This window comes from Streptomyces sp. NPDC104106, assembly GCF_055584345.1.
Genome location: NZ_JBVJMF010000013.1, coordinates 147,319 through 171,458 on the forward strand (window position 1 = coordinate 147,319; position 24,140 = coordinate 171,458).

The 24,140-nt window shown below is 73.1% G+C and carries 22 protein-coding genes; 15 read left to right on the forward strand and 7 right to left on the reverse strand.

Annotation, left to right across the window (positions count from 1 at the left end):
* Nucleotides 1–249 precede the first annotated feature (249 nt).
* Together ACZ60X_RS28075 and ACZ60X_RS28080 are read left to right on the forward strand one after the other, a co-directional pair.
* A complete protein-coding gene (locus ACZ60X_RS28075) occupies nucleotides 250–708 on the forward strand; it encodes a GNAT family N-acetyltransferase (protein WP_469604024.1) in 459 nt (152 codons plus the stop codon).
* A gap of 114 nt (nucleotides 709–822) precedes the next feature.
* On the forward strand, nucleotides 823–2,304 hold the full coding sequence (locus tag ACZ60X_RS28080) for a PAS domain-containing protein (RefSeq protein WP_469604027.1): 1,482 nt from the start codon (nucleotides 823–825) through the stop codon (nucleotides 2,302–2,304).
* Here the strand turns inward: ACZ60X_RS28080 and ACZ60X_RS28085 are convergent.
* Nucleotides 2,292–3,047, reverse strand: a complete 756-nt coding sequence (locus tag ACZ60X_RS28085) for an SIS domain-containing protein (RefSeq protein ID WP_469604030.1) — start codon at nucleotides 3,045–3,047, stop codon at nucleotides 2,292–2,294. The genes ACZ60X_RS28080 and ACZ60X_RS28085 overlap by 13 nt on opposite strands.
* 214 nt (nucleotides 3,048–3,261) lie before the next feature.
* On the opposite strand from ACZ60X_RS28085, the gene ACZ60X_RS28090 reads away from it, so the two are divergent.
* Nucleotides 3,262–3,954 carry a metal-dependent transcriptional regulator gene (locus tag ACZ60X_RS28090; RefSeq protein ID WP_469604032.1) on the forward strand — a complete coding sequence of 231 codons (693 nt, stop codon included), beginning with the start codon at nucleotides 3,262–3,264 and terminating at the stop codon, nucleotides 3,952–3,954.
* Nucleotides 3,955–4,284: 330 nt separating this feature from the next.
* Nucleotides 4,285–5,193: an alpha/beta fold hydrolase gene (locus ACZ60X_RS28095; protein ID WP_469604037.1), complete on the forward strand. Its 909-nt coding sequence runs from the start codon at nucleotides 4,285–4,287 to the stop codon at nucleotides 5,191–5,193.
* Nucleotides 5,194–5,229: 36 nt separating this feature from the next.
* Here the strand turns inward: ACZ60X_RS28095 and ACZ60X_RS28100 are convergent, their stop codons facing one another.
* Nucleotides 5,230–5,895 (reverse strand): bifunctional DNA primase/polymerase, encoded by a 666-nt coding sequence (locus ACZ60X_RS28100; protein ID WP_469604039.1) that lies wholly within the window; start codon nucleotides 5,893–5,895, stop codon nucleotides 5,230–5,232.
* Between the two features lie 307 nt (nucleotides 5,896–6,202).
* On the opposite strand from ACZ60X_RS28100, the gene ACZ60X_RS28105 reads away from it, so the two are divergent.
* Both ACZ60X_RS28105 and ACZ60X_RS28110 read left to right on the forward strand, forming a co-directional pair.
* Nucleotides 6,203–7,588, forward strand: a complete 1,386-nt coding sequence (locus ACZ60X_RS28105; RefSeq protein ID WP_469604042.1) for a transcriptional regulator — start codon at nucleotides 6,203–6,205, stop codon at nucleotides 7,586–7,588.
* A gap of 227 nt (nucleotides 7,589–7,815) precedes the next feature.
* The gene (locus tag ACZ60X_RS28110) at nucleotides 7,816–9,510 is read left to right on the forward strand and encodes a hypothetical protein (RefSeq protein ID WP_469604045.1); all 1,695 of its coding nucleotides are present in this window, start codon (nucleotides 7,816–7,818) and stop codon (nucleotides 9,508–9,510) included.
* Nucleotides 9,511–9,555: 45 nt separating this feature from the next.
* Here ACZ60X_RS28110 and ACZ60X_RS28115 read toward each other — a convergent pair whose 3' ends face one another.
* A complete protein-coding gene (locus ACZ60X_RS28115) occupies nucleotides 9,556–10,881 on the reverse strand; it encodes an ABC transporter substrate-binding protein (RefSeq protein WP_469604048.1) in 1,326 nt (441 codons plus the stop codon).
* Between the two features lie 117 nt (nucleotides 10,882–10,998).
* Here ACZ60X_RS28115 and ACZ60X_RS28120 point away from each other — a divergent pair, with 117 nt between their 5' ends.
* Both ACZ60X_RS28120 and purU read left to right on the forward strand, forming a co-directional pair.
* Nucleotides 10,999–11,499 carry an SCO4402 family protein gene (locus ACZ60X_RS28120; RefSeq protein WP_469604051.1) on the forward strand — a complete coding sequence of 167 codons (501 nt, stop codon included), beginning with the start codon at nucleotides 10,999–11,001 and terminating at the stop codon, nucleotides 11,497–11,499.
* Nucleotides 11,500–11,571: 72 nt separating this feature from the next.
* On the forward strand, nucleotides 11,572–12,453 hold the full coding sequence (gene purU, locus ACZ60X_RS28125) for a formyltetrahydrofolate deformylase (RefSeq protein WP_469604054.1): 882 nt from the start codon (nucleotides 11,572–11,574) through the stop codon (nucleotides 12,451–12,453).
* 31 nt (nucleotides 12,454–12,484) lie between these two features.
* Here the strand turns inward: purU and ACZ60X_RS28130 are convergent, their stop codons facing one another.
* Together ACZ60X_RS28130 and ACZ60X_RS28135 are read right to left on the reverse strand one after the other, a co-directional pair.
* A complete protein-coding gene (locus ACZ60X_RS28130) occupies nucleotides 12,485–12,997 on the reverse strand; it encodes an EF-hand domain-containing protein (RefSeq protein WP_469604056.1) in 513 nt (170 codons plus the stop codon).
* Between the two features lie 167 nt (nucleotides 12,998–13,164).
* Complete coding sequence (locus ACZ60X_RS28135; protein WP_469604059.1) at nucleotides 13,165–13,581, reverse strand: STAS domain-containing protein; 417 nt, start codon at nucleotides 13,579–13,581, stop codon at nucleotides 13,165–13,167.
* Nucleotides 13,582–13,939: 358 nt separating this feature from the next.
* Here ACZ60X_RS28135 and ACZ60X_RS28140 point away from each other — a divergent pair, with 358 nt between their 5' ends.
* Both ACZ60X_RS28140 and ACZ60X_RS28145 read left to right on the forward strand, forming a co-directional pair.
* The gene (locus ACZ60X_RS28140; RefSeq protein WP_469604061.1) at nucleotides 13,940–14,509 is read left to right on the forward strand and encodes a sigma-70 family RNA polymerase sigma factor; all 570 of its coding nucleotides are present in this window, start codon (nucleotides 13,940–13,942) and stop codon (nucleotides 14,507–14,509) included.
* Nucleotides 14,506–15,921, forward strand: a complete 1,416-nt coding sequence (locus ACZ60X_RS28145; protein WP_469604064.1) for a zf-HC2 domain-containing protein — start codon at nucleotides 14,506–14,508, stop codon at nucleotides 15,919–15,921. The genes ACZ60X_RS28140 and ACZ60X_RS28145 overlap by 4 nt, the downstream gene beginning before the upstream one ends.
* A gap of 21 nt (nucleotides 15,922–15,942) precedes the next feature.
* Here the strand turns inward: ACZ60X_RS28145 and ACZ60X_RS28150 are convergent, their stop codons facing one another.
* The gene (locus ACZ60X_RS28150) at nucleotides 15,943–17,448 is read right to left on the reverse strand and encodes a class I adenylate-forming enzyme family protein (protein WP_469604067.1); all 1,506 of its coding nucleotides are present in this window, start codon (nucleotides 17,446–17,448) and stop codon (nucleotides 15,943–15,945) included.
* 114 nt (nucleotides 17,449–17,562) lie between these two features.
* Here ACZ60X_RS28150 and ACZ60X_RS28155 point away from each other — a divergent pair, with 114 nt between their 5' ends.
* From ACZ60X_RS28155 to ACZ60X_RS28170, 4 genes are all read left to right on the forward strand, one after another.
* On the forward strand, nucleotides 17,563–18,756 hold the full coding sequence (locus ACZ60X_RS28155; protein WP_469604070.1) for an amidohydrolase family protein: 1,194 nt from the start codon (nucleotides 17,563–17,565) through the stop codon (nucleotides 18,754–18,756).
* Nucleotides 18,756–19,889: an acyl-CoA dehydrogenase family protein gene (locus ACZ60X_RS28160; protein WP_469604073.1), complete on the forward strand. Its 1,134-nt coding sequence runs from the start codon at nucleotides 18,756–18,758 to the stop codon at nucleotides 19,887–19,889. Before ACZ60X_RS28155 ends, ACZ60X_RS28160 begins: the two co-directional genes overlap by 1 nt.
* Nucleotides 19,890–19,891: 2 nt before the next feature.
* Complete coding sequence (locus ACZ60X_RS28165; RefSeq protein WP_469604349.1) at nucleotides 19,892–20,854, forward strand: acyl-CoA dehydrogenase family protein; 963 nt, start codon at nucleotides 19,892–19,894, stop codon at nucleotides 20,852–20,854.
* A 550-nt stretch (nucleotides 20,855–21,404) separates the two neighbouring features.
* Nucleotides 21,405–21,917 carry an ATP-binding protein gene (locus ACZ60X_RS28170; protein WP_469604075.1) on the forward strand — a complete coding sequence of 171 codons (513 nt, stop codon included), beginning with the start codon at nucleotides 21,405–21,407 and terminating at the stop codon, nucleotides 21,915–21,917.
* 280 nt (nucleotides 21,918–22,197) lie between these two features.
* Here ACZ60X_RS28170 and ACZ60X_RS28175 read toward each other — a convergent pair whose 3' ends face one another.
* A complete protein-coding gene (locus ACZ60X_RS28175) occupies nucleotides 22,198–23,124 on the reverse strand; it encodes a cyclase family protein (RefSeq protein ID WP_469604078.1) in 927 nt (308 codons plus the stop codon).
* Nucleotides 23,125–23,210: 86 nt separating this feature from the next.
* Between ACZ60X_RS28175 and ACZ60X_RS28180 the strand changes: the two genes are divergently transcribed.
* Nucleotides 23,211–24,125: an SDR family NAD(P)-dependent oxidoreductase gene (locus ACZ60X_RS28180; RefSeq protein WP_469604081.1), complete on the forward strand. Its 915-nt coding sequence runs from the start codon at nucleotides 23,211–23,213 to the stop codon at nucleotides 24,123–24,125.
* Nucleotides 24,126–24,140: the final 15 nt, after the last annotated feature.

Below are 24,140 nucleotides of genomic sequence, written 5' to 3' on the forward strand. Positions count from 1 at the left end.
CCAGGGAGGAGCCGGCCGGACGTACCGGCAGCCCGCGGGTCGGGTGACTGCTTGGGATTGGCCGGCTGCGTGCTCGTATCGCACGCTGGTCCGGCACCGCACAGAGCGTGGTGACGGGCCGCTAGCCCGCAGCCACCTCACGCGTCCGGTATTCATACATCTGCCGAACCACCTCCCTTCTCGTGTGCTCCACACCTTAAGAAACCGACGGAAGCCGCTCAACCCCTTTTTTTCGTTACTGTCCCGCCCATGACAGGACTCAGCGGGGGACTGAGCATCCTCCCCGTCGCCGACGACGGGATGCTCGAACAGTGGCGGCACGTCCACAACGTGATCGTCCCGCCGGCCGCGATGTCCCTGGCCGAGGCGCGGGAGCGGCGGGAGCGGTACCGGATGCGCAACGCCTACCTCGGGGACGTGCTCGTCGGCTGCTCCACCGTGCGACCGCCGGCCGCGCGGACGGGGGCGGCGACCGTCATCGCGCGCGTGCTGCCCGGTTTCCGCCGACGGGGGTTCGGGACGGCCCTGTACGAGGACGGGCTCGCCCACGCGCGCGTGCTGGGGGCGGCCGGGATCGAGACGTGTGTGCTGGCGGCGAACGGGGACGGGCTGCGGTTCGCCGTGCGGCGGGGGTTCGTGGAGGTCGAGCGGTATGTGCTCGACGGGGAGCGCGACGAGTGGGTGGACCTGCGGTGGAGCGCGGGTTGAAACTCGGGGAGTTTGCGGGAACAGGATGTGGGGTGTGTCACGTTCCAGTTGAATGAGGGCCAGTGAGCGAACCGCGCGCCGTACGGGTGCCGACGCAGGCTGCAGGGGGTCCAGGTGAGTGCTTCCCGGCGGAGTGGGACCACCGATGAGCTGGGGCCGGACGAGCCGGACGAGCCCGGCGACTCCGGAGATCCCGGCGAGTCCGGAGGGTCCGATCTGCTCGCCGCGCTGCTCGACGGCATGGACGCGGCGCTGTGCGCCTTCGACGCCGACGGGGTCGTCACGCACTGGAACCGGGAGGCGGAGCGGATCCTCGGCTGGACGGCCGCCGAGGCGGTCGGGCGGCACGGGTTCGCCGGCTGGGCGGTGCGCAGCGCCGACGCCGAGGAGGTCCAGTCCCGGCTGATGTCGGCCATGCACGCGCAGGGCCGGCAGGTGCACGAGTTCGCGCTGGTCACGAAGGACGGCGGACGGGTGCTGGTGCGCACGCAGTCCGCTGCCGTACGCGGCCCCGACGGCAAGCCCGCCGGGCTGTACTGCGCCTTCAGCGAGGTGCACGCGCAGATCGACCTGGAGCGGTCGATCGCGCTGAGCGAAGCCCTGTTCGAGAACGCGGCGTGGGGCGTCGTCCTCATCGACGCCGACCTGCGCCCGGCCGTCGTCAACGCGCACGCGGCCCGCGCGCTCGGCATCGGGCGTACGTCCGCGCTCGGCAGGCCCCTCGGCGAACTGCTCGCGCAGGGCGCGGAGGAACTGGAGGCCGCGCTCACCCACGTCCTCGCCGAGGGCGCGCCGCCCGCGCCCGCCGAGATGTGGGTGAGCCCGCGCACCCCCGAGGGCGAGCGGCGCCGCTGCTGGCGCAGCGGTTTCGTCCGGCTGGCCTCGCCGCTCGCGGAGGAGCCCGTCCCGCTCGGCGTGGGCTGGCTGTTCCAGGACGTCACGGAGACCAAGCAGGGCGAGCAGGAGGCCTCCCTGCTGCGCTTCCGCTCCAACCAGCTGCACCGCGCGGCCCGCGCCGCCGCCGAGTGCGAGGACCCGGCCGAGGCGGCCACCGTCCACCTGGACTTCGCGCTCGCCGGCTTCGCCGACCACGCCCTGATCGACCGCCTGGCACACGCGCCGCACGCCGAGGCGGACAGCGGAGGGGACGACGGCCGGGAAGGCGCCGTACGACTGGTGCGGCTCGCCGCGACGCCCGCCGGGGCGCCGGGCCCGAGCGTGCTCACCGGCGCGGCGGGACTCCCCGTGTGCTACGCCGCAGGGCATCCGGCGGTGCAGTGCGTGGAGCGGGCCGGCTGCGTGCGCGCGGACGCCGGGTCGGTCCCGGCGGAGCTGGCGCGGCAGTGGGCCCTGGCCCGGCAGTGGCCCGACGACGCGGTGCACGCCCTGTGCGCGGTGCTGCGCAGCCGGGGCCGCACGCTCGGCGTCGTGACCTTCCTGCGCGGCTCCGGCCGCCCCCGCTTCGAGCGCGCCGACACGGTCTACGCCGAGGACGTGGCCGTCCGCATAGCGGCCGCGCTGGACCTGGCCGACACGGCCCGCGCCGGGCAGGACACACCGGGGGGCGCCACGGGGGGCGGGGCTCAGCGCCGGTAGAAGATCCGGTCGCCGTACTCCCGCATCACCCGGCCGTTCCACTCGTGGCCGCCGTCCACGTTGCCCGAGCGCAGCAGCGGGGGCTCGATGCCGCGCTCGGCGAGGGCCGCGGCCGTGGTCGCCATGACGGCCTGCATCAGGGCGGTGGTGACCACCGTGGAGGCGGGGGCGAAGGGGGCCGGGATGGTGTCCAGGGTGAGTTCCGCGTCGCCGACCGCGATCTTCGAGTCGAGGACGAGATCGCAGTGGTCCTTCAGGAAGGTGCCCGAGACGTGCCGCGACGTCGTCCCGGCCGCGTACGCGACCGACGTCACGCCGATGACCTTCACCCCGAGGGCGCGGGCGCCCAGGGCCATCTCCACGGGCAGCGCGTTGCGCCCGGACAGGGAGATGATCACCAGGGCGTCACCGGCCCGGACGGGGGAGGTGTCGAGGACGGCGCCCGCGAGGCCGTCGACGCGTTCGAGGGCGGAGCCGAGGGTGGCCGGGGTGACGTCCACGCCGACGACGCCGGGTACGGCGAGCAGGTTCATCAGGGCCAGACCGCCGGCCCGGTAGACGACGTCCTGGGCGGCCAGCGAGGAGTGCCCGGCGCCGAAGGCGAACAGGCGCCCACCGGCCGCGACGGTGTCGGCGAGCAGCGTGCCGGCGGCCCTGATCGACTCGGCCTCCTCCTCGCGGACCCGGCGCAGCAGGTCGATGGCGGCGTCGAAGAACAGGTCGGCAGGCGTGCCGTCGCTCATGCGGTGCCCCTTCGCAGCGTCTGTGTCGCGGATCACCGTGCGGTCTGGACCAGAGCCCTGTCAATACGGCCGGGGCGGAGCGCCCCGAAGGGGGTGGTCCCGCGTTTTCCCGGCGCCCCCCGCTTGTCAGCGGGATCCGGCAGAATTGATGCAGGGCCAGCGCACGCGCCGGGCTTCGGGCAGAGGTACCGGCAGAGGTAATCGAGGGGCACGTATGTCCGGTTTGATCGACACCACGGAGATGTATCTCCGCACCATCCTCGAACTCGAGGAGGAAGGCGTCGTGCCCATGCGCGCCCGCATCGCGGAGCGGCTCGACCAGAGTGGGCCGACGGTGAGCCAGACGGTGGCGCGCATGGAGCGCGACGGCCTCGTCTCGGTGGCCAGCGACCGCCACCTGGAGCTGACCGACGAGGGCAGAAGGCTGGCCACGCGCGTGATGCGCAAGCACCGGCTGGCCGAGTGTCTCCTCGTCGACGTGATCGGCCTGGAGTGGGAGCAGGTCCACGCGGAGGCCTGCCGCTGGGAGCACGTGATGAGCGAGGCGGTGGAGCGCCGCGTGCTGGAGCTGCTGCGGCACCCGACCGAGTCGCCGTACGGCAACCCGATCCCGGGCCTGGAGGAGCTGGGCGAGAAGGACGGCGCCAACCCGTTCCTGGACGAGGGCATGGTCTCGCTGGCCGACCTCGACGCGGGCGCGGACGGCAAGACGGTCGTCGTCCGCCGCATCGGCGAGCCCATCCAGACGGACGCGCAGCTCATGTACACGCTGCGGCGCGCGGGCGTGCAGCCCGGCTCCGTGGTGAGCGTGACGGAGTCGCCCGGCGGTGTGCTGGTGGGCAGCGGCGGGGAGGCGGCCGAGCTGGAGGCGGACGTCGCCTCCCATGTGTTCGTCGCCAAGCGCTGACAGACGAAGGCCCCGGCGTCCTGCGACGCCGGGGCCTGTCCTCCCCTGTGCTGACCCGGAGCCCCGAGCTCTCAGGGTCATCCCCTTCGGACCGTTTTTCCCCGAGCGGTCCGCCTCCCGCCAGAAAGATCCCCTGGGCGGCGACGATCATTCCTACGGGGATGTCACTCAAATGAGGGGTGTTGTCCGCCGAGACGGATTTTTCGAATAGGTATTCGATAATCTGCGGCGGTGCGACCAGCACCACGAGCACGACAGCGACAGCGGCGAGTACGAGCGAGTACGGCAGTACACCGGTACGAGGCAGGCGGAGCTGGGGGTGCCAGGCCCATGGCACGGCGTATCGACGTGACGGGAGCGGGCGGTGTGCGACTGGCCGCCTGGGAGTTCGCCGACCCGCCCAAGGCGGACCCGGAGGGGGCGGACGGCCGGACGGGCGCGCGAGCCGACGGCAGGGACGTGCCGCCCGGCGCCCCGGGCGTGCTGTTGCTCCACGGGCTGATGGGCCGCGCCTCCCACTGGGCCTCGACCGCCCGCTGGCTCGCCGCCCGGTACCGCGCGGTCGCGCTCGACCAGCGCGGCCACGGTCAGAGCGACAAGCCCGCGCAGGCCGCCTACACCCGCGAGGCCTACGTCGAGGACGCCGAGGCCGCCCTCGAACAGCTCGGCCTCGCCCCCGCCGTCCTCATCGGCCACGCCATGGGCGCGCTGACCGCCTGGCAGCTCGCCGCGAAACGCCCCGACCTGGTGCGGGGCCTGATCATCTGCGACATGCGGGCCTCCGCGCTCGGCGCGGCCTCGCAGCGCGAGTGGGCCGAGTGGTTCCGCTCGTGGCCCGTGCCCTTCGCCACGCTCGCCGACGTCCGCACCTGGTTCGGCGAGGACGACCCCTGGGCGGAGCGCCCGAACCCCGCGCGCGGCGCGTTCTACGCCGAGGTCATGCACGAGTCCGCCGACGGCTGGCGCCCCGTCTTCGAACCTGAGCAGATGCTCGGATCCCGCGAGACCTGGGTGTACGACGCGCACTGGGAGGAGCTGGCCCAGGTCCGCTGCCCCACACTGGTCGTCCGGGGCCTCGACGGCGAGCTGGGCCGGGCGGAGGCGCAGGAGATGGTCCGCGTGCTGCCGCGAGGGCGGTACGCGGAGGTGGCGGACGCGGGTCACCTCGCCCACTACGACCGGCCGGCGGCTTGGCGGGCGGCGGTGCTGCCGTTTCTCGATTCCCTGCCGGACGTTTGAACGCCGGTGCGTGGCGCGGGGACGCTGTTCCAGCGGCTACCGATCCCTCCCGCACGCATACGCCAGCGGCGAGATCAACTCCTCCACGTCCGGCAGCCAGCGATTCGCGGGCGTCGGCCGGCAGGCCCACTGCACGGCGCCGCGGGAGCCGAAACGGGTGGGGGGAGCGGCGACGTAGGACCCCTCGCCCAGCGCCACCAGGTCCAGGGACGACGGCGACCAGCCCAGCTTGCGCACCAGCTCCGGCACCTTCGCGCAGCCGCCCGGCAGCACGAAGAACTGCATCCGCCGGTCCGGCGTCAGCGCCACCGGTCCCAGCGTCAGCTTCATCCGCTCCATCCGGGCCAGCGCCAGGAACCCGGCCGTCTCCGGGACCGAGAGCGCGTCGAAGGTCCGTCCCGTCGGCAGCAGGACCGACGCGGTCGGCTGCTTCTGCCACATCCGGCGCGCGACGGTCGCGCTGCCGGTCGCCTGGGTCGCCCAGTCGGGGCGCGCGGGGTGCGCACCCGGCGCAGGGCAGGAGGCGTCGCCGCACGAGCAGTGCTGCATCCCGTCGGCGGCTTCCAGCCAGGTGCCCGGGACGACGTCCCAGTGCCGCTCCTCGGCGTAGCGTACGGCGGTCTCCAGCAGCGATTCCCCGCGCTGCTGCGGAATCTGGCCGGCAATCTGACTGTTCTGGGCGCCCGCGATCGTCTCTTCCACGCCCCACTCAACTCCCGCGCCCACCTGGAGTTACGGCCGTAGCGCGCGCGGGGGCGGAGCATCGATTCCGCAGTCGGGGCGCACGGATGCACGTCCGGGGGCGCGTAGGAGGAAGCAGGGCGTGAGGGGGGTAGCCAGGTGGGGGGTTGGCATCCGTCTTTACCCCGGCAAACCACACATGTCGCGCATTGACGGTATGTCAGCTGGGCAGTGATCTTCCCGAACGGACCGACTCGGCCGGATCTTTGCTCAGGGGATCGCAACGGAGCGCGTCAGGAGACCGCAACGCACCTCAGGGGGTACGTACATGGCCGCAAGGCCTCTCGTGGCGAGGCAGCCCAACGAACGGCTGCAGGCACTCATCCAGGAAGCGGGGTGCTCGAACGCCGGGCTGGCCCGGCGGGTCAACATGTGCGGCGCCGAGCACGGACTCGACCTGCGCTACGACAAGACGTCCGTGGCCCGCTGGCTGCGCGGCCAGCAGCCGCGGGGCCGGGCCCCCGCGATCATCGCGGAGGCGCTCGGGCGCAAGCTCGGCCGTACGGTCACGATCGACGAGATCGGCATGGCCAACGGCAAGAACCTCGCCTCGGGGGTCGGTCTCCAGTTCTCGCCGACGGTACTGGGGGCCATCGAGCAGGTCTGCGAGCTGTGGCGCAGCGACGTGGGGCGCCGGGACTTCCTGTCCGGCTCCTCCGTCGCCGCCTCCGCCCTCGTCGAGCCCAGCCGCGACTGGCTGATCTCGGCGCCGGACGCCCAGGTGGCCCGGCAGGCGGGCCCGCGCGTGGGCCAGGCCGACGTGGCCGCCGTGCGGTCCATGACCCAGGCGCTGACCGACCTGGACCACCAGTTCGGCAGCGGCCATGTCCGGCCGGTCGTCGTGCACTACCTCAACAGCGTCGTCTCCGGGCTGCTCGCGGGCTCCTACCGGGAGGCGGTCGGGCGGGAACTCTTCGCATCCGTCGCCCGGTTGACCGAGCTGGCCGGCTACATGGCGGTGGACACCGGCCAACCGGGCCTCGCCCAGCGGTACTACATCCAGTCGCTGCGGCTCGCCCAGGCCGCCGGGGACCGCGGCTACGGCGGCTACGTGCTCGCCGCGTCCATGAGCCACCTCGCCGCACAGCTCGGCAACCCGCGCGAGATCGCACAGTTGGCGCGGGCGGCGCAGGAGGGCGCGCGCGGGCATGCGACGCCGCGCGTGGAGGCGATGTTCCACGCCGCCGAGGCACGCGGACACGCCCTGCTCGGCGACGCGCGCGCGGCCCAGGCGGCCACCGGACGGGCGGTCGCGGCGATGGAGCAGGCCGACGACGCCTCCGGGGACGACCCGGCGTGGATCCGGCACTTCGACGAGGCCTACCTGGCCGACGAGTTGGCGCACTGCCACCGCGACCTCGGCCAGCCCGAGCAGGCGGCCCGGTACGCCGAGCAGTCGCTGGCCGGGCATCCCGAGTCCCGGGCCCGCCGGCGCGCCATCGGCTACGTGCTGCTCGCCACGGCCCAGGTGCAGCAGCGCGAGGTCGAACAGGCCTGCACCACCGGCCTGAAGGCCGTGGAACTGCTGGAGACGCTGCGCTCCAACCGGGGCGCCGAGTATCTGGAGGATCTCCAGCAGCGGCTGGAGCCCTTCCGGGAGGAGGCGGTGGTAAGGGAGTTCGGGGCGCGCCTCGACCTGCAGCAGGCCGCCTGAGCCGCACCGGCTGAACACCGCCCTCGCGATGTGGTGAACGCACGGGAAACGGGGCCTCGTGTGTGACGACTCCCCTCCGAGTCCCCTCGTACAGCGCATCGCGGGGCGGTTTTGTTACCACTCTCACAGGGACGGAGGTCGCCTACTGAGCTGCATGGCACCCGGCTCGGGGGACCCGGTAGCGTGACCCGACGATTCACAAGGTCCCCCAATAGTAGGAGTCCCTGGTGACGCAGAGTGGACAACGCGAGGAGCCCTCGGCGCGGAACGCGCGCGAAGGCATCGTGCTGCCCTCCGACGGAGGCGAGCCCGTGCTGCCGGGCATGACCGGCACGCCCGCTCCCGCCGCTCCGTCCGGCGGGCAGGCCTGGGACGGTTCCTGGGGGCCCGAGCACCAGCCGTCCCAGCCCGGCCAGGGCTGGCCCCCCGCGCCGGCCCAGCAGTGGGACACCCCGGCCGGCCGCCCGCCCGCGGCGAACCCCGGCCCCCTGCCGCCCGAGGGCGCCCCGGCCCCGTCGTACGGCGGCCAGAGCGGCGCCTACGGCGCACCCGGGCCGTACCAGCCTCCCCACCAGCAGCAACCGGCCTATCCGCAGGCAGCCGCGCCGACCGGTGCGGCGCCGCTGCCGCCCGCCGTGCCCGCCGCGCGCCCGGCCGCCGGCGCCGCGCTGCCCCCGGCGGCCGACGGCGCCACGCAGTACATACCGCCCGTGCAGGCCGCGGCGGCCGACGGGGCGACGCAGTACATCCCGCCGGTCCCGGCGGCCCCCGCCCCGGCCGACGAGGGCGCCACGCAGTACATACCGCCCGTGCAGGCCGCGTCGGCCGACGGGGCGACGCAGTACATACCGCCGGTGACCCCGGGCGCGCTGCCGCCCGAGTCGAACGGTGAGGAGACCCGCTACCTCGGCATCACGCCGCAGCAGCCGGCACCCGCGCCCGCGTCGTCCGACGCGGAGGCCACCCAGTACATCCCGCCGTACGCCGCCCAGGCCCAGGCGCCGGGGGCTGCGCAGGGCGCGGACCGGCAGCCGCCGGCCGAGTTCGACAACCTCTTCCGCAGCGGTCCGGGGGGTGCCGACGGCTCGGCCGGCTCCACCCAGCAGCTGCCCCTCGTCGAGCAGCCCGGCGCCTACCCCGGCCCGGCCCAGGCACAGGCGCCCCACGGCCGGCCGCAGGCGCACACCCCGGGGCAGACGCCCGCCCCGGCGCAGACGCATGCCCCGGCGCAGCCGTCGTACGGCGCGCAGCAACCGGCGTACCCCCCGGCGTACGACGATGACCGACCCCGGCGCAGGTCGCGGGTGCCGCTGATCGCGGGCATCGGTGTCGGCATCGTCGTCATCGGCGTGGGCGCGGGCGCGCTCCTCAGTGACGGCGGCGGCAGCAAGAGCACCGACGACAAGACGGTGGCCGCCGCTTCCCCGGTCGCGGGCCAGGGCTCCTCCGCACCCGGCGCCGACCCCGCCCGGCAGCAGGCCGTCGAGCTGGACAAGCTGCTCGCCGACAGCGGCAGCAGCCGCGCCTCGGTGATCAATGCGGTGGCCGACGTCAAGGGGTGCGCCAACCTCGACGGCGCCGCCTCCAACCTGCGGGACGCCGCCAAGCAGCGGGCCGACCTGGTCACCCGGCTCGGCAAGCTGTCCGTGGACAAGCTCCCGGACAACGCCGCGCTCACCGACGCCCTGACCAAGGCCTGGCAGGCCTCCGCCGCCGCCGACAACCACTACGCGGCCTGGGCCGACCAGGTCAAGGGCGACCACAAGGGCTGCCGCAAGGGCCACGCCAAGGTCACCGGGCAGGCCCAGGCCGGCAACCGGGCGAGCGGTACCGCCAGCGAGCAGAAGCAGAAGGCGGCGGGCCTGTGGAACGCGATCGCCCAGAAGTACGGCCTCACCCAGCGCCAGCCCACCCAGCTCTGACCGGGACGACCGCCGGCACCCGCACCGGCCGCGGTGCCGGCGGGGTCAGCGCACGTCGGCGTTCTCCAGCGTCTGCGTCATGTCGGCGGTGCCGTTGATGCCGCCGATGCCGCCGCGGGCCGCGACCAGCCGGCCGTTGTCCACGACGTCCAGGGTGACGCTCGCGTTGACCAGCCGCGGGTAGCCGACGGCGGCGAGCTTGCCCTCGTAGGGCCAGCTCAGGGTGGGGGTCAGGCCGCCGGTGGAGACGTGCAGGCCGCTGTTGAGGGTGCGGCGCACGGTGTCGGCGGTCACGTCGCCGGAGCCGATCTTCTCCAGTACGGCCTTCAGGACGGTGTAGGCGATCCAGGTGGTCTGCACTCCGGCGTCCGCGGGGTCGATGCGGTTGTCGCCGAAGGCCTCCTCGTCGATCACCTTCTTCATCAGGTCCCAGCGCGCGTCGGTCGCCGGCGGGTACCAGCTGGTGATGTACGACCCCTCGTACGGGCCGGACGCCCCGCCCGTGGCGTTGATCACCGTCTGGTCGACGCTGCCGAGGACGGTCGCGAGGCGTACGCCGGGGTAGTCGGCGCGGGTGCGGCGGAAGGAGTCCATGAAGGTGTCCGTGCGGTCCCCGAGCGCGGGCACCACGCAGCCCTTGTGCACCGTGTCCCGGGTCGCCTGGCGCAGGGCCCGGTCGGACTGGGAGCTGTACTCGGTGGCGTCCTCGGCGGCCAGCTCGTCGTCCGCGTTCGCGTGCCCGCCCGCCTTCAGACCCGAGTTCAGCAGCGGGGGCAGTTCGTCCCCGGCGATGCTGTCGGGGCGGACCAGGGCGACGTTTCCGCAGCTGCCCGCGAGGGCCCGGCCGAGCCCGGCGAGCAGGGCGGGCTGGCCGCCGTTGACCGGGTACGACATCTGGCCGGTGAACTCGTCGCTGGTGACGCCGTAGCCGCCGATGTAGGGGATGCCGGCGCTCTCCAGCGGGGAGAGGAAGGAGTCGCCGAACTGGCTGTAGGAGCCGACGACCGCGACGACGTTCTCGTCGGCGGCCTGCCGTGCGCACTGGGCGGCGGCCACGCTGTCGTTGTGGTCGTTGCAGGTCAGGATCTCCAGCTTGCGGCCGTCGATGCCGCCGTGGGAGTTGATCCACTTGCCGTAGGCCACGGCCATCGCGGGCATGCCGGGCTTGTTGGTGGCGTCGGTGTTCTCCGGCGCCCAGGTCATGACCTTGATCGGGTCATCCCCGGAGCCCCCCGTGGCACCTGGGATGACCCCGCATCCGGCGGTGAGCGACGCGCAAAGGGCCACGGCGCCCGCGGACAGGGCGGTGGCTCTGCCGGGGCGGAGGGGCGAGTGGGGGAACGTACGAAGGATGCGTCGCCTGCCGGTCATGGACACGCACGATTCCCTCACACGACTAACCGGCGAGTGACCCTGAGTCAATGCGAGGTGACTTTGAGGTGAATTACGGGGGCCGGTGGGACCCCTGTGGGGAGGAACGTACGATCGATGACCGTGCAAGGTACGGAGAACTCTTCCCGTCGCGGCCGTCGCTCCTCCACCATGGGCGGCATGCCTCTAAGCGACATGCCGTGGTGGCGCTGGCGCAGCAACGTGCGCTCGGCCCTGCACATGCTCTCCGACCCGGTGTTCCAGCGGGATGTCTGGCTGGCCGGCGTGGACGGGTACGGCGACGTCACCGACGCGGTGTACCGGCTGGTGGAGGACACCTGGCTGGACAACTGGTCCGCGGAGAAGTACGTCGGCACCATATTCCGGGACTCCCAGGAGGCGGCCCTCGTGGACACCGCCGTGCTGCGGGTGCTGCGGATCATGCACCAGGTCGGCCCGGACGCGCCGGTCGCCGCGTACCTCGAGCACCAGGGCTGGCCGGAGGCCGTGCGGGCGGCGCGGGACGCGCACGTGCGGATGTCGGTGAGCGACGACGAGGACCCGGACGCGCCGCCGAAGACGCTGGAAGTGCTGCGCATCCTGACGCGGAGCGCGTAACGGCGCCCCGGGGCGTCCCGCCCTGCGGGACGTCCGCCCACGGCGGGCGGCCGACATGAGACCCTGTGGTGCATGAATGAGCAGTCCGCGCCCGTCGCCGCCCCGTCGGCCCAGTACGTCCTCACTCTCTCCTGCCCGGACAAGCAGGGCATCGTGCACGCCGTGTCCAGCTACCTCTTCATGACCGGCTGCAACATCGAGGACAGCCAGCAGTTCGGCGACCACGACACCGGTCTGTTCTTCATGCGCGTCCACTTCTCGGCCGAGGAGCCGGTGACGGTGGAGAAGCTGCGGGCGAGCTTCGCGGCGATCGGCGACTCCTTCCACATGGACTGGCAGATCAACCGGGCCGACGCGAAGATGCGCATCCTGCTCATGGTCAGCAAGTTCGGGCACTGCCTGAACGACCTGCTCTTCCGGGCCCGGATCGGCGCGCTGCCCGTGGAGATCGTGGGTGTGGTGTCCAATCACACGGACTTCGAGGAGCTGGTGGGCTCCTACAACATCCCCTTCCACCACATCCCGGTGACGAGGGACACGAAGTCGCAGGCCGAGGGCAAGCTGCTGGACATCGTCCGCGAGGAGGGCGTCGAGCTGGTCGTCCTCGCCCGCTACATGCAGGTCCTCTCGGACGACCTGTGCAAGCAGCTCAGCGGCCGGATCATCAACATCCACCACTCCTTCCTGCCGAGTTTCAAGGGCGCGAAGCCGTACCACCAGGCGCACGCGCGCGGCGTGAAGCTGATCGGCGCCACGGCCCACTACGTGACGGCCGACCTCGACGAGGGCCCGATCATCGAGCAGGAGGTCGAGCGGGTGGGGCACGACGTCACCCCCGACCAGCTGGTCGCCATCGGACGCGACGTGGAGTGCCAGGCCCTGGCGCGCGCGGTCAAGTGGCACGCGGAGCGGCGGATCCTGCTCAACGGCCGCCGGACGGTCGTCTTCGCCTAGGGCCCGGGGGCCCGGCGGTTCGTCGCGCGGCTCACTCGGCGATGGTGAAGTACTGCGCGAACGCCGGGACGATCTCCGCCTCGCCGATCATGCCGTCGCCGTCCGAGTCGAGGGCGGCGGCGGTCGCCGTGGCCACGGCCTCCGGTACGTGCAGGGCCGCCAGCACCCGCGCCGTGTCCGTGACCGTGACGCGGCCGTCGCCGTCCTCGTCCGCCACGGCCAGTGCCGCGTGCAGGAAGGGCCGGGCGATCTCGGCGAAGCGGGCGGGGGTGTCGCGCAGGCGCTTGACCGCGCCGGTGACGAACTCCTCGCGGGTGATGCGCTGGTCGCCGTCCCGGTCCGCGATGCCGGCCATGCCCTGCCAGAACGCCTCCGCACCGGCGTAGAGCGCCTGTCCCTTCGCGGAGCGGGCGGGCACGGCGAACTCGGCGAGGAGCGCCTTGGCCGCGGCGTTGAAGTCCGCGCGGTCGATCCAGCCGTTGCCGTCCTGGTCGAAGCCGGCGAACCGGGCGGCGATCCTGCGCTCGTACTCGGTGCTGACCATGTCTGTTCGGGCCGCCTTACGTGTGCGTGGGTCGATCTCGCTCGGAGCGTACGACGCGGGTGGCCGGAAGGTGGCGGGAAAACGGCGGTTGTGCCAAGACCGGGGGAATGTCGCGACGCGGCGGTGAACGTGTCGCGAAGATCGCGGCAGGTGAGGCCGGGGCGGTGTCAGGCCGACAGCGGGTCCGGCTCGTCGGTCGTGGCGGAGTCCAGGTCGGGCCGGACGTCGAACAGCCGGCGCACCCCGAGCGCGCCGAGGACCCGGTTGACGTGGGAGCCTCCCCCACGCCCGGCTTCGCTCGCGCGGGAGGTGACCCCATCCGCGCCGTGGTCCGGCAGGATCAGCCGCAGGCGGCCCTGGCAGGAGCGGATGAGGCGCCGGGCGGCGATGAGGACGCCGACCCCGCTGGAGTCGCAGAAGAAGACGTCGGAGAGGTCGACGACGAGGCTGTGGTGCCCCTCGGCCACGGCGTCGTGCACCCGCTGGCGCAGCACCGGCGAGGTCATCAGGTCCAGTTCCCCGGACACCGTCAGAACGGCCCACTCGCCCTCTTCGACGCCGGTCACGTTGAATGCCACGGCCATGCCCCTCCGCTCGCCGGAACTCCCGGAACTGCCGGTACCGCCTGACAAACGGAAGCAGTTCCTACGCTTGCTTCCGCGCGGCTGCCCAGCGGCCGTTCCCTGAAACGTCGCGCAACAAACCGGACGTGATCGACAAGGGGCTTGTTTCGGTCACTATCGATCGCGTTCGATCAGAGATGTATGCGAGATGCACGCGCCACGAGTGAAGGTTATGTGAAGAGGGCACTATCACCTGCGACGCCCCCGGGGGCGCACATTGACACAAAGGGGCGTGCGCTGTCAGAGGTGCCGACTACATTCGAGAAGACGGCGCAGCGACGCTGTACGGGCCGGAGCACGGGCGAGGGGAGGGGACCGCATGGCCAACAGGGACGTACCGCCCCGCTGGGACCGCAAGATGCAGCAGCGGCTCGCCCGCGGTGAGGCGGCCGCCCTGGGCGAGCTGTACGACAGGTTCGCCTCCCTGGTGCACAGCCTCGCCCACCGCGTCCTCGCCGACGAGAAGGCCGCCGACACCGTCACCCGCGAGGTCTTCGCCCACGTCTGGGAGCACCCGGAGTCCTACGACCCCAAGCAGGGCCCGCTGCGTTCCTGGGTGGCCGGGGTGACCCACCGGCTCGCGGTGCAGCGGCTGCGCGACGGCGAGACCGCCGCGCTGCCCCGGGAGGCCGGCGGCACCGAGGAGTTGGAGCGCACCGTGCGCCGCGCCTCCGTCGCCGCCCGCGCAGACTTCATCGCCCACTCCATGCCCGCCCCGCTGCGCGCCGCGCTCGAACTGGCCTACTTCCAGCGCCGGGACTACCGCCAGACCGCCGCCGACCTCGGCGTCACGGAGGACGAGGCCCGCCGCCGGCTCCGCCTCGGCCTGCAACTGCTCTCCACCGCCCACGACGCCGGGGCGACTCCCGGATACGGGGGTGCGGTGTGAGGGACGCGGGCCGGTTCGAGGCGCACGACGAGCACGAGGGCCCCGAGGGGCGGCCGTACGAGGAGCGTGGTGAGAGCGGACGTCAGGAGGGCGGCGGCTTCGGCCGCACCGGTGGGCAGGCGGGTCGCCCCGGCGGGCGTGACGGGGGAGGCCCGGGCCGGCCGCCACCCGGCTCCGGCGCGCCCGGGCCGGGCCGGCCGCGCATACCGACGCCCCGCGCGTCCGTGGAGGACGACGGGCGGCCGCTGCCCGAACTCGCCGACCTGGGAGACCTTCCGCCCGTGCCGCTCGACCTGCCGCACGACGTCCTGAAGTCGCTTCTCGGCGCCTGGGCGCTGGCCGCCTGTTCGGCGGCGGAGACGGCGGCCGTCGAGGAGCACCTGGGCTCCTGCGGAGGCTGCGCCGACGAGGCCCGCCGGCTGCGCGAGGCGGTCGGCCTGCTGCACCAGCCCGAGAGCCTGGACCTGGATCCGGGGCTGCGCACCCGTGTCCTGGAGAACTGCCTGGAGCGCCGCCCGCCCCGCATCCCGCTTCCGGAGTGGGCGGCGCCGTACGACGCCGAGGCCGCGCGTCTGGACGCCCTGCTGCAGGACTTCGGGGACGCCGAGTGGCACGCGCCCGTGCGCCTGCGCTGGTTCGAGGGCGACGCCCCGACGAGCCGTCGTACGACCGTGGCGGGCGTGATCGCGCACCTGCTGTCGGTGGACGCCCTGGTCGCGCTCGCGCTCGGCCTGGAGGACCCCCACGCCGAGGTCACCGGCGCGCAGGGCGTCGACGCACAGGGCCCGGCGGGCCGCACCGAGGCCTACTGGCGGGCCTCCCACTTCCCGCCGACCCGCTCCGTGCGCGGCCCCTGGCGGGAGCAGAGCCACAGCCTGGTGCGCACCGTGTCCTTCACCGGCGGCCACGCGGGCGGACTCCCGGTGTCCTACGGCGACTTCACCCTGCCGCTGCACGACGCGATGCTGGACCGCGCCTTCGAGTGCTGGGTGCACGCGGAGGACATCGCCGACGCCGTCGACTACCCCTACGACCCGCCCGCGCCCCGCCACCTGAACAGGATGATCGGCCTCGCGGTCCGCATGCTCCCGGCCGCGCTCGCCGAGCGCCGCCGCACGGGCCGCTCCGCGCCGGGCGACACCCCGCACCTGGTCGCGGCAGGCACCCCCGGCCGCAGCCTCCGCCTGGAGATCGAGGGCGCGGCGGGCGGCGACTGGTTCATCCCGCTGGACTCCCCGGCAGCGGTGGGATCCGCCGAGTTCGAGGTGGCCCACGTCGCCCTGGACGGCGTGGAGTTCTGCCGTCTCGCCGCGGGCCACATCCCCCCGGAGGAGGCGGCCGTGGGCCGGAAGGGCGACCGCCAGGCCATCAGGGACGTGCTGTTCGCGACGGCGGCGTTGAGCCGGATGTGACGTGCGGCGGCCGCGGACGCGTCACGAGAACCGCTCCCTCAGCCTGTACTTCAGCACCTTGCGCAGCGTCTCGCCCCGCGGCAGTTCCTCCACCACCTCCAGCCGCTCCGGCAGTTTGTGGACGGAGAGTCCCGCGGAGCGCAGGTGGGCGACGAGGTCCGCCAGCGTCAACGCGGCGGCGCCCGGCGGCTGTTCCACGACCGCGCAGACCACTTCGCCCCGGTCGGCGTCCGGCAGGCCGATCACCGCCGCGTCCGCCACGGCCGGATGCGCGGCCAGCAGGTCCTCGATCTCCTTGGCGGAGATGTTCTCGCCCTTGCGGATGATGACGTCCTTGCGGCGGCCGGTGAGGACCAGGTGGCCCGAGGCTGTGACATGGCCGAGGTCACCGGTGCGCAGGAAGCCGTCCGTGTCGAAGGCGGCGGCGGTCTGGGCGGGGTCCAGGTAGCCCTGGCAGACGGCCTCCCCGCGCAGCCGTATCTCGCCGTCGACGATCCGGATCTCCATGCCCTCGGGAGGGCGGCCCTCGGTCGTGGCCAGGTGGTCCGGGGTGTCCTCCGGGTCGCCCATGGTGATCATCGGGACCTCGGTCATGCCGTACCCGTGCGTGAGCTGCACGCCCAGCTCGCGGACGACCGCGTGATAGACCTCCGGCGGTTTCGGGGCGCCACCGCCCGCGAGCAGGCGCAGGGAGGGGATCAGCCTCGTCCCCGGCGGCTGTCTGCGCTGCTCGGCGAGGAAGAGCGAGTAGAACGCCGTCGAGCCGCCCGCCACCGTCACCCCGTGCCGCCGGTACTCCGCGAGCGCGTCCGGCAGCGCGAAGTGCTCGAACATCACCGCCGGGAAACCGTACAGCAGCAGCATCACCAGGTAGTCGAGGCCGCCGATGTGGGCGTAGGGGAAGGCGATCGAGCCGATGTCGTCCGGTGCCAGGCGCAGGGTGTGGGCGAGGCAGGCGCCGCCGGCGATCAGGGAGCGGTCGGTGTGCAGCACGCCCTTGGGGTCGGAGGTGGTGCCCGAGGTCCAGTAGATCCAGCGGACCGAGGTGCCCTCGGCGGGCGGGGCGGGCAGGACGGACGGGTCGCCGTCGGGCAGGGCGTCGTCGTGGTACGCCTCGAAGACCCCCTTCGCGCCGAGCCCGCGCGCCATCTGCGTGTGGTCGTGCCCCCGCCACAGGCCCGGCACCGCGAAGAACTCCGCCCTCGACGCGCGCAGCGCGAAGCCGACCTCCCGGTCCCGGTAGAAGGGGATGACCGGGGACTGTACGGCGCCCAGGCGGGCCAGCGCGAGGGACAGCAGCGCGGTCTCGACGCGGGTGGGCAGCTGCCAGGCGACCACCGTGCCGGGGCGGATCCCCATGCCGTACAGGCCCGCCGCGATCCGTTCGGCGCGCGTGCGCAGGTCGCCGAAGGTGAGCCGGCGCTCGCCCTGGAGGAGGACCGGCCGGGCGGGCGTGAGGCGAGCCCGGCGGACGACCAGGTCCCACAGCGTGGGCGCGCAACTCAGGGTGTGCGGGGTCTCGTCCATGGCGTGGTGCCCCCTGGCCGTGAGTGACTTGGCTGACGGCTCGTCAGATGTCATGCTAACTGACGGGTCATCAGATAAGTACTGCCCGGCGGCTCAGAACGCGGAGGGGAAACCATGACCGAACTGCCCCGCATCATCAGCGTCGACGACCACGTGATCGAGCCCGCCCACCTCTTCGAGACCTGGCTGCCCGCCAAGTACCGGGACCGGGGGCCGAAGCCGCTGACCGCCGGGATCGGCGAACTGGCCTACGTCGGCGGGAAGTACCAGATCACCATGGACCCGGCGGGGCAGCCGACGGACTGGTGGATCTACGAGGACCTGAAGTTCCCGTACAAGCGCAACATCGCCGCCGTCGGCTTCGACCGGGACGAGATGACCCTGGAGGGGATCACGCGCGAGCAGATGCGGCGCGGGTGCTGGGATCCCGCGGCGCGGCTGGCCGACATGGATCTCAACCACGTCGAGGCCAGCCTCTGCTTCCCGACCTTCCCGCGCTTTTGCGGGCAGACCTTCGCCGAGGCGCACGACAAGGAGGTCGCCCTCGCGTGCGTGCGCGCCTACAACGACTGGATGGTGGAGGAGTGGTGCGGGGACAGCGGGGGGCGGCTGATCCCGCTGTGCCTGATCCCGCTGTGGGACGTGGAACTGGCCGTCGCCGAGATCCGGCGCAACGCCGGGCGCGGGGTGCGGGCCGTGACCTTCTCCGAGATCCCGACCCACCTCGGGCTGCCGTCCATCCACTCCGGCTACTGGGACCCGTTCTTCGCCGTCTGCGAGGAGACCGGCACGGTCGTCAACCTGCACATCGGCAGCAGCTCGCAGATGCCCGCCGCCTCCCCGGACGCCCCGCCCGCCGTGCAGGCCTCGCTCAGCTTCAACAACGCGATGGCCTCGATGATGGACTACCTCTTCAGCGGGGTCCTGGTCCGCTTCCCGCGCCTCCTCCTCGCGTACTCCGAGGGGCAGATGGGCTGGATCCCGTACGCCCTGGAGCGCGCCGACGACGTGTGGGAGGAGCACCGGGCCTGGGGCGGGGTCAGGGACCTGGTCCCAGAGCCGCCGTCGACGTACTACTACCGGCAGATCTTCTGCTGTTTCTTCCGCGACCGGCACGGCGTCGCCTCGATCGACGTCGTCGGCCGCGACAACGCCACCTTCGAGACCGACTACCCGCACGTCGACTCGACCTTCCCGCACACCAAGGAGGTCGCCCTCGACCATGTGAAGGGGCTGGACGACGAGACCGTCCACAAGCTGATGCGGGGCAACGCCATCCGCATGCTCGGCCTGGACCTCGACAGGTGATGGACCTCTCGTACACACGGGAGGAGGAGGACTTCCGGGCCCGGCTGCGGGAGTGGCTCGCGAAGGTCCTGCCCGCGCTCCCGGCGAAGCCGCCGCCCGGCGACTGGCCCGCGCGCCGGGCGTACGACCTCGGCTGGCAGCGCATGCTGTACGACGCCGGGTACGCCGACGTCCACTGGGGCGCCTCCCCGACCACCCGGCTGATCTTCCTGGAGGAGACCGAGCGCGCCGGGGCGCCCTACGTGGGGGCGAACTTCGTGGGCCTGCTGCACGCCGGGCCGACCATCGCCGCCGAGGGCACCGAAGGGCAGCGGGCGCGCTGGCTGCCGCCGATCCTGCGCGGTGAGGAGGTGTGGTGCCAGGGGTTCAGCGAGCCGGGGGCCGGCTCCGACCTCGCCGCGCTGCGCACGCGCGCGTGGCGGGACGGCGACGACTACGTGGTGAGCGGGTCCAAGATCTGGACCTCGCACGCCGAGGTCGCCGACTGGTGCGAACTGCTGGTGCGTACCGACCCGGACGCGCCGAAGCACCGGGGCATCACCTGGCTCGCGCTGCCCATGGCCGCCGAGGGTGTCACCGTACGGCCGCTGCGCACGCTCGCCGGGTCCGCGGAGTTCGCCGAGGTCTTCCTGGACGAGGTCCGGGTGCCGGTGGCCAACCGGGTCGGCGCGGAGCACGACGGCTGGCGGGTGACCATGGTGACCCTGTCCTTCGAGCGGGGCACCGCGTTCGTCGGCGAGGTGGTGGCCTGCCGCCGGGTGCTCGGCGAACTCGCCCGCGCGGCACGGGAGAACGGCCGCTGGGACGATCCCGTGCTGCGCCGCCGCCTCGGCCGGCTGGATGCGGAGTTCCGGGCGCTGTGGCGGCTGACCCAGTGGAACGTCAGCGCGGCGGAGGCGAGCGGGGGCGTGCCCGGCGCGGGCGCCTCGGTCTTCAAGCTCCGCTACTCGCACGCCCGCCAGGAGCTGTACGACACCGCCGCCGACGTCCTCGGCCCGGACTGCCTCGACCTGGACCGGCCGTGGGTCCTGGACCGCCTGTCGTCCCTGTCGTACACCATCGCCGCCGGGACCTCGCAGATCCAGCGCACCATCGTGGCCGAGCGGATCCTCGGCCTGCCCAGGGGGAGATGAGCGTGCGTTTCCAACTCACCGACGACCAGCGCGCGTTGCGAGCGGGGGTGCGGGAGCTGCTGGCCCGGTGCTTCGGCCGGGAGGCGCTGCGGGCGGCCGTGGACGCGCCGGGGCGGCTGGACCGCGGGCTGTGGCGGGCGCTCGGCGAGGCCGGCTTCTTCGCCCTCCGCCTGCCCGAACCGGCCGGCGGGGTCGGGCTGGGCCTGCCCGAGGCGGCGCTGGCGTTCGAGGAGGCGGGGCGGGCGCTCGTGCCGGGCCCGCTGGTCGCCACGCACCTGGCGGCCGCCGACGTGCCGGGGGCGGCCACCGGGGAGACGGTGGTGACGGCCGTGGACGGGCCGGTCGTGGAGTGGCTGGCGGCGGCGGACACCGTGCTCGGGGACGCGTCGGGGGCTGTGCCCCTGCGCTCGGTGGACCCGCTGACCCCCCTGCACCGGGTCACCGGCACGGCCTCGGCCGCCCTGCTCACCGCGCCTCTCCCCGACCGCCTCACCGGTCCTCTCGCCGGTCCCGTTACCGGTCCCCTCCCCGACCGCCTCACCGGCCCACCCACCGGCACCCTCGCCGTCCTCCTCACCGCGGCCGAACAACTGGGCACAGCCGCACGGGTGTGCGAGCTGGCCGTGCAACACGCCCGGACCCGTGAGCAGTTCGGGCGGCCGATCGGCTCCTTCCAGGCCGTCCAGCACCTGTGCGCCGACCTGCTGGCGCGCACCGAGATCGCCCGTGCGGCGGTGTACGCGGCGGCCGTCACCGCCGATCCCGCCGACGTCGCCGCCGCCCGCCTGCTCGCCGACGAGGCCGCCGTACGCGGCGCCCGCGACTGCCTCCAGGTGCACGGCGGCATGGGTTTCACCTGGGAAGCGGACGTCCACCTGCATCTGAAGCGGGCCTGGGTGCGGGCCGAGCGTGGCGGCGGGAGCACGCAGAGTGAGGAACTGCTCGCCGCCGCGCTGCCGGGCTGATCGCGCGGCACCGCTCTGGGCTGCGGCGCCCGAAAATCCATGGCCCAGGATGTCGCGGATCGTGGCGGGGTTGCGTCACGGAGCGTTGATGCGCTGTTGTGCTCCTCGTGCGACTCGTAACAGCCCGTCGTCGGGCGCCCGCTCCGGTACCTTGTGTGGGATGCGAGTGGCTGTGAGCGCGAGCCGGGCCGGCGACACCCCCGGGGTGATGCCGGGCGGAGTGGCGCGCGCCGCTGCTCGCGGGGCGGTCGCGGGGCCGGACTCCGTTTCGGACGCCGCCTGTTCGACTCCCCGGCCCGAGCGTCGCACAGTATGCCCTACGCGTACTCCTTCGCGCTGGAATATGCCCGAAGCGCTTGTTGGGGTGACTGTACGTCAACCATGCTGTCTCATAAGGGAATCACGGTCCGTGATCCCCGCTCTGGCCGTTGTTCTGGCCATGCAGAAAATGGCTACGATCGTGGCCCTCGTCGTGATCGTCGTCGCGGCTCGCGCCGCGGCGGCCGGGCGATACGGGGTCATGTGTCCGCCGGTTCGGATGGTGTGAGCGGTGCAGGTGCTTCAAGTGCAGCTGGAGATCCGGCCCGACCCCGCGGAGGTGGGGCGGGCGAGGAGGTGGGCGCGCTCCCGGCTCGCCGGGCTCGGGATAGCGGTCGACGAGCCGCTGGCCGAGAACCTCGTCCTGCTCGTCTCCGAGCTGGTGACCAACGCCGTGGTGCACACGGGCCGTCCGGCCGTGCTGCGGCTCTCGCTGCTGGCCGGGCCGGCCGGGCCCGCCGAGTCCGCCCCGTCGGCCACGGTGCGGGTCGAGGTGGCCGACACCAGCTCGCGCGCCCCCGTGCCGCGCTGCGCCCGCAGTGACGCCACCGGTGGCCGGGGCCTCGCCCTCGTGGACTGTCTCGCCGACCGGTGGGGCTGGAGCCCGGAGGGTGGCGGCAAGAGCATCTGGTGCGAACTGGACCGCTGTTCACCCTCGGACGGGGAACCGCCCCGGAAGGGCGCGGCGCTGGTGTACGGGGGCGGTCTGTCCGCGTACGAGGGGCTGGCCTTCGAGGCGGTGTAGATCCCGGTGCCGCGTGCGCCGGGGGTGCATCCGTGCGCGGGGGCTGCGAATGGTGCGTATGTGACAAATCCCCGTTCCGGCGTTGACGACAGGTGACCGGCTGAACACGCTGGTGGGCGTCGATTCGCCGCGAGGGGACGGCGAGGGCCCGAAGACGGTGGTCCTCGCCGGGTGTGGGTCGCATCGGATGGCGGCGTGTGCGCACGGCCGTGGGGGAGACGCGCCGTCGGGGGGCGCGCCGCCATCCGGTTCCACCGGCCTTTCAACCGGTGACGGGACCTCACAGGATCGCCACCGGTGCCACCGGTGTGCCCGTCGCACCGACGAACGGCTCCGGCATCGCCGACAGCAGGAAGGCGTACCGCCCGGCTTGTCCACAGGCTGTGGACAACTCTTCGAGATTCCAGTTCTGCCCCTGGAGCATCCCCATCTCCACCAGGTCCAGCGCGTGCACGGGCAGCCACAGATCGTCGATCTCGGGCGGAAAGACCTCAAAGGTGAGCGTGTCGTTCGCGACCGCCGCGACATCGCGCGTGTGGAACCACTCCGGGGTGCGGACGGACAGTCCCGGGGACGGATGGCCGTACCCGTGCCTGTCCCCGGCGAGGTACACCCGCACCTGGCCCGTGCGCACGAGCACGATGTCACCGGCGCGCACGCGCGTACCCGCGAGTTCCTCCGCCGCATCGAGGTCCTCCGGTGTCACCGCGTGGCCCCCCTCCAGCCGGTCCACGCCACGCGCGCGTGCCACGTCCAGGAGCACGCCGCGCGAGACGATGTGCCGCGCCGTGTCGATCCCGCTGAACTCGGCGCCGCCGTGCGCGGTCACCGTGTGCGCCGGGCGGCCGTTGTAGAGCTTCCCGGAGTGCGAGACGTGGGTGAGCGCGTCCCAGTGGGTGCCCGCCTGCAGGCCCATCGTCACCGCGTCGTCGCTGCACGCGACCGTGCCGGGGCCGAAGAGTTCCTGGTTGAGCTGCACCATGGCGTGCAGCGGGTTGATCCGGCCCGGGATCACCCCGGTCTGCACGCCGTCCTGTCTGAGCGGCAGGGCGAGCGGGACGCGGCGGCCGGTGCGCACGCAGGCGGCGGCCTCGCGCACGACCTCGTCGGTGATGAGGTTCAGCGTCCCGATCTCGTCGTCCGCCCCCCAGCGCCCCCAGTTGTTCACGCGCTCGGCGATCTCGTGGAACTCCTTGGGCAGTGCCATCCGGTGCCTCCCCGGGGCTTGTGTCCGCGCGTCCGGCGGGCCATAAAATCTAACGGGCCGTCAGAAACCGTGGGAAGGGGCCGGGCGTGGGGAACTTCTTGGCAGGCAAGGTGGTCGCTGTCACGGGGGCCGGACGGGGCATCGGCCGCGCGGTCGCGCGGGCGGCCGCCGCCGAGGGCGCGCGGGTCGTCGTCAACGACTACGGCGTCACCACGGACGGCACCGCGCCGACGAGCGAGGTCGCCGAGGCCGTCGTCAAGGAGATCGAGGCGGCGGGCGGCGAGGCCGTCGCGGTCGCCGACGACATCTCCACCATGGCGGGCGGACAGCGGGTCGTGGACACGGCACTCGCGTCGTACGGCCGGCTCGACGCAGCGGTCTGCGTCGCCGGGATCCTGCGCGAGCGGATGCTGTTCAACATGACCGAGCGGGAGTGGGACCCCGTGCTCGCCACCCACCTCAAGGGCACGTTCACCGTCTTCCGGGCGGCCTCCGCGGTGATGCGCGCGCAGCGCTCGGGCACCCTGATCGGCTTCACCAGCGGCAACCACCAGGGCTCGGTCTCCCAGGCCAACTACAGCGCGGCGAAGGGCGGGATCATCTCGCTGGTCCGCAGCGCGGCGCTGGGTCTGCACAAGTACGGGGTGAGCGCGAACGCGGTGGCGCCGGTGGCCCGTACGCGGATGTCGGCGAACGTCCCCGTGGAGCTGACGGAGATCGGCGAGCCGGAGGACGTGGCCGCGCTGGTGGTGTACCTGATGTCCGACGGGGCCGCCGCGCTCGGCATCACCGGGCAGGTGTACACCGTCGCGGGGCCGAAGATCGCGGTGTGGGCGCAACCCAGGGAACTGCGTTCGGTCTACGGGGAGGGGCCCTGGACGCCGCAGCGGATCGCGGAGTTGCTGCCGGGGTCGGTCGGGGTGGATCCGATGCCGATGCTGTCCCAGCTCCTGGCGATGGAAGAGGCGGCGCGCAGTGGGGCCCGGCCGAACGCCCGATGACTCACGCCCTTCAGG

Bases quoted from the DNA above. Each gene is read 5' to 3' on its own strand.
- ACZ60X_RS28075 (WP_469604024.1), top strand. From the start codon at position 250: ATGACAGGACTCAGCGGGGGACTGAGCATCCTCCCCGTCGCCGACGAC.
- ACZ60X_RS28085 (WP_469604030.1), bottom strand. From the start codon at position 3,047: ATGAGCGACGGCACGCCTGCCGACCTGTTCTTCGACGCCGCCATCGAC.
- ACZ60X_RS28090 (WP_469604032.1), top strand. From the start codon at position 3,262: ATGTCCGGTTTGATCGACACCACGGAGATGTATCTCCGCACCATCCTC.
- ACZ60X_RS28095 (WP_469604037.1), top strand. From the start codon at position 4,285: ATGGCACGGCGTATCGACGTGACGGGAGCGGGCGGTGTGCGACTGGCC.
- ACZ60X_RS28105 (WP_469604042.1), top strand. From the start codon at position 6,203: ATGGCCGCAAGGCCTCTCGTGGCGAGGCAGCCCAACGAACGGCTGCAG.
- ACZ60X_RS28115 (WP_469604048.1), bottom strand. From the start codon at position 10,881: ATGACCGGCAGGCGACGCATCCTTCGTACGTTCCCCCACTCGCCCCTC.
- ACZ60X_RS28120 (WP_469604051.1), top strand. From the start codon at position 10,999: ATGACCGTGCAAGGTACGGAGAACTCTTCCCGTCGCGGCCGTCGCTCC.
- purU (WP_469604054.1), top strand. From the start codon at position 11,572: ATGAATGAGCAGTCCGCGCCCGTCGCCGCCCCGTCGGCCCAGTACGTC.
- ACZ60X_RS28130 (WP_469604056.1), bottom strand. From the start codon at position 12,997: ATGGTCAGCACCGAGTACGAGCGCAGGATCGCCGCCCGGTTCGCCGGC.
- ACZ60X_RS28135 (WP_469604059.1), bottom strand. From the start codon at position 13,581: ATGGCCGTGGCATTCAACGTGACCGGCGTCGAAGAGGGCGAGTGGGCC.
- ACZ60X_RS28140 (WP_469604061.1), top strand. From the start codon at position 13,940: ATGGCCAACAGGGACGTACCGCCCCGCTGGGACCGCAAGATGCAGCAG.
- ACZ60X_RS28150 (WP_469604067.1), bottom strand. From the start codon at position 17,448: ATGGACGAGACCCCGCACACCCTGAGTTGCGCGCCCACGCTGTGGGAC.
- ACZ60X_RS28155 (WP_469604070.1), top strand. From the start codon at position 17,563: ATGACCGAACTGCCCCGCATCATCAGCGTCGACGACCACGTGATCGAG.
- ACZ60X_RS28160 (WP_469604073.1), top strand. From the start codon at position 18,756: ATGGACCTCTCGTACACACGGGAGGAGGAGGACTTCCGGGCCCGGCTG.
- ACZ60X_RS28175 (WP_469604078.1), bottom strand. From the start codon at position 23,124: ATGGCACTGCCCAAGGAGTTCCACGAGATCGCCGAGCGCGTGAACAAC.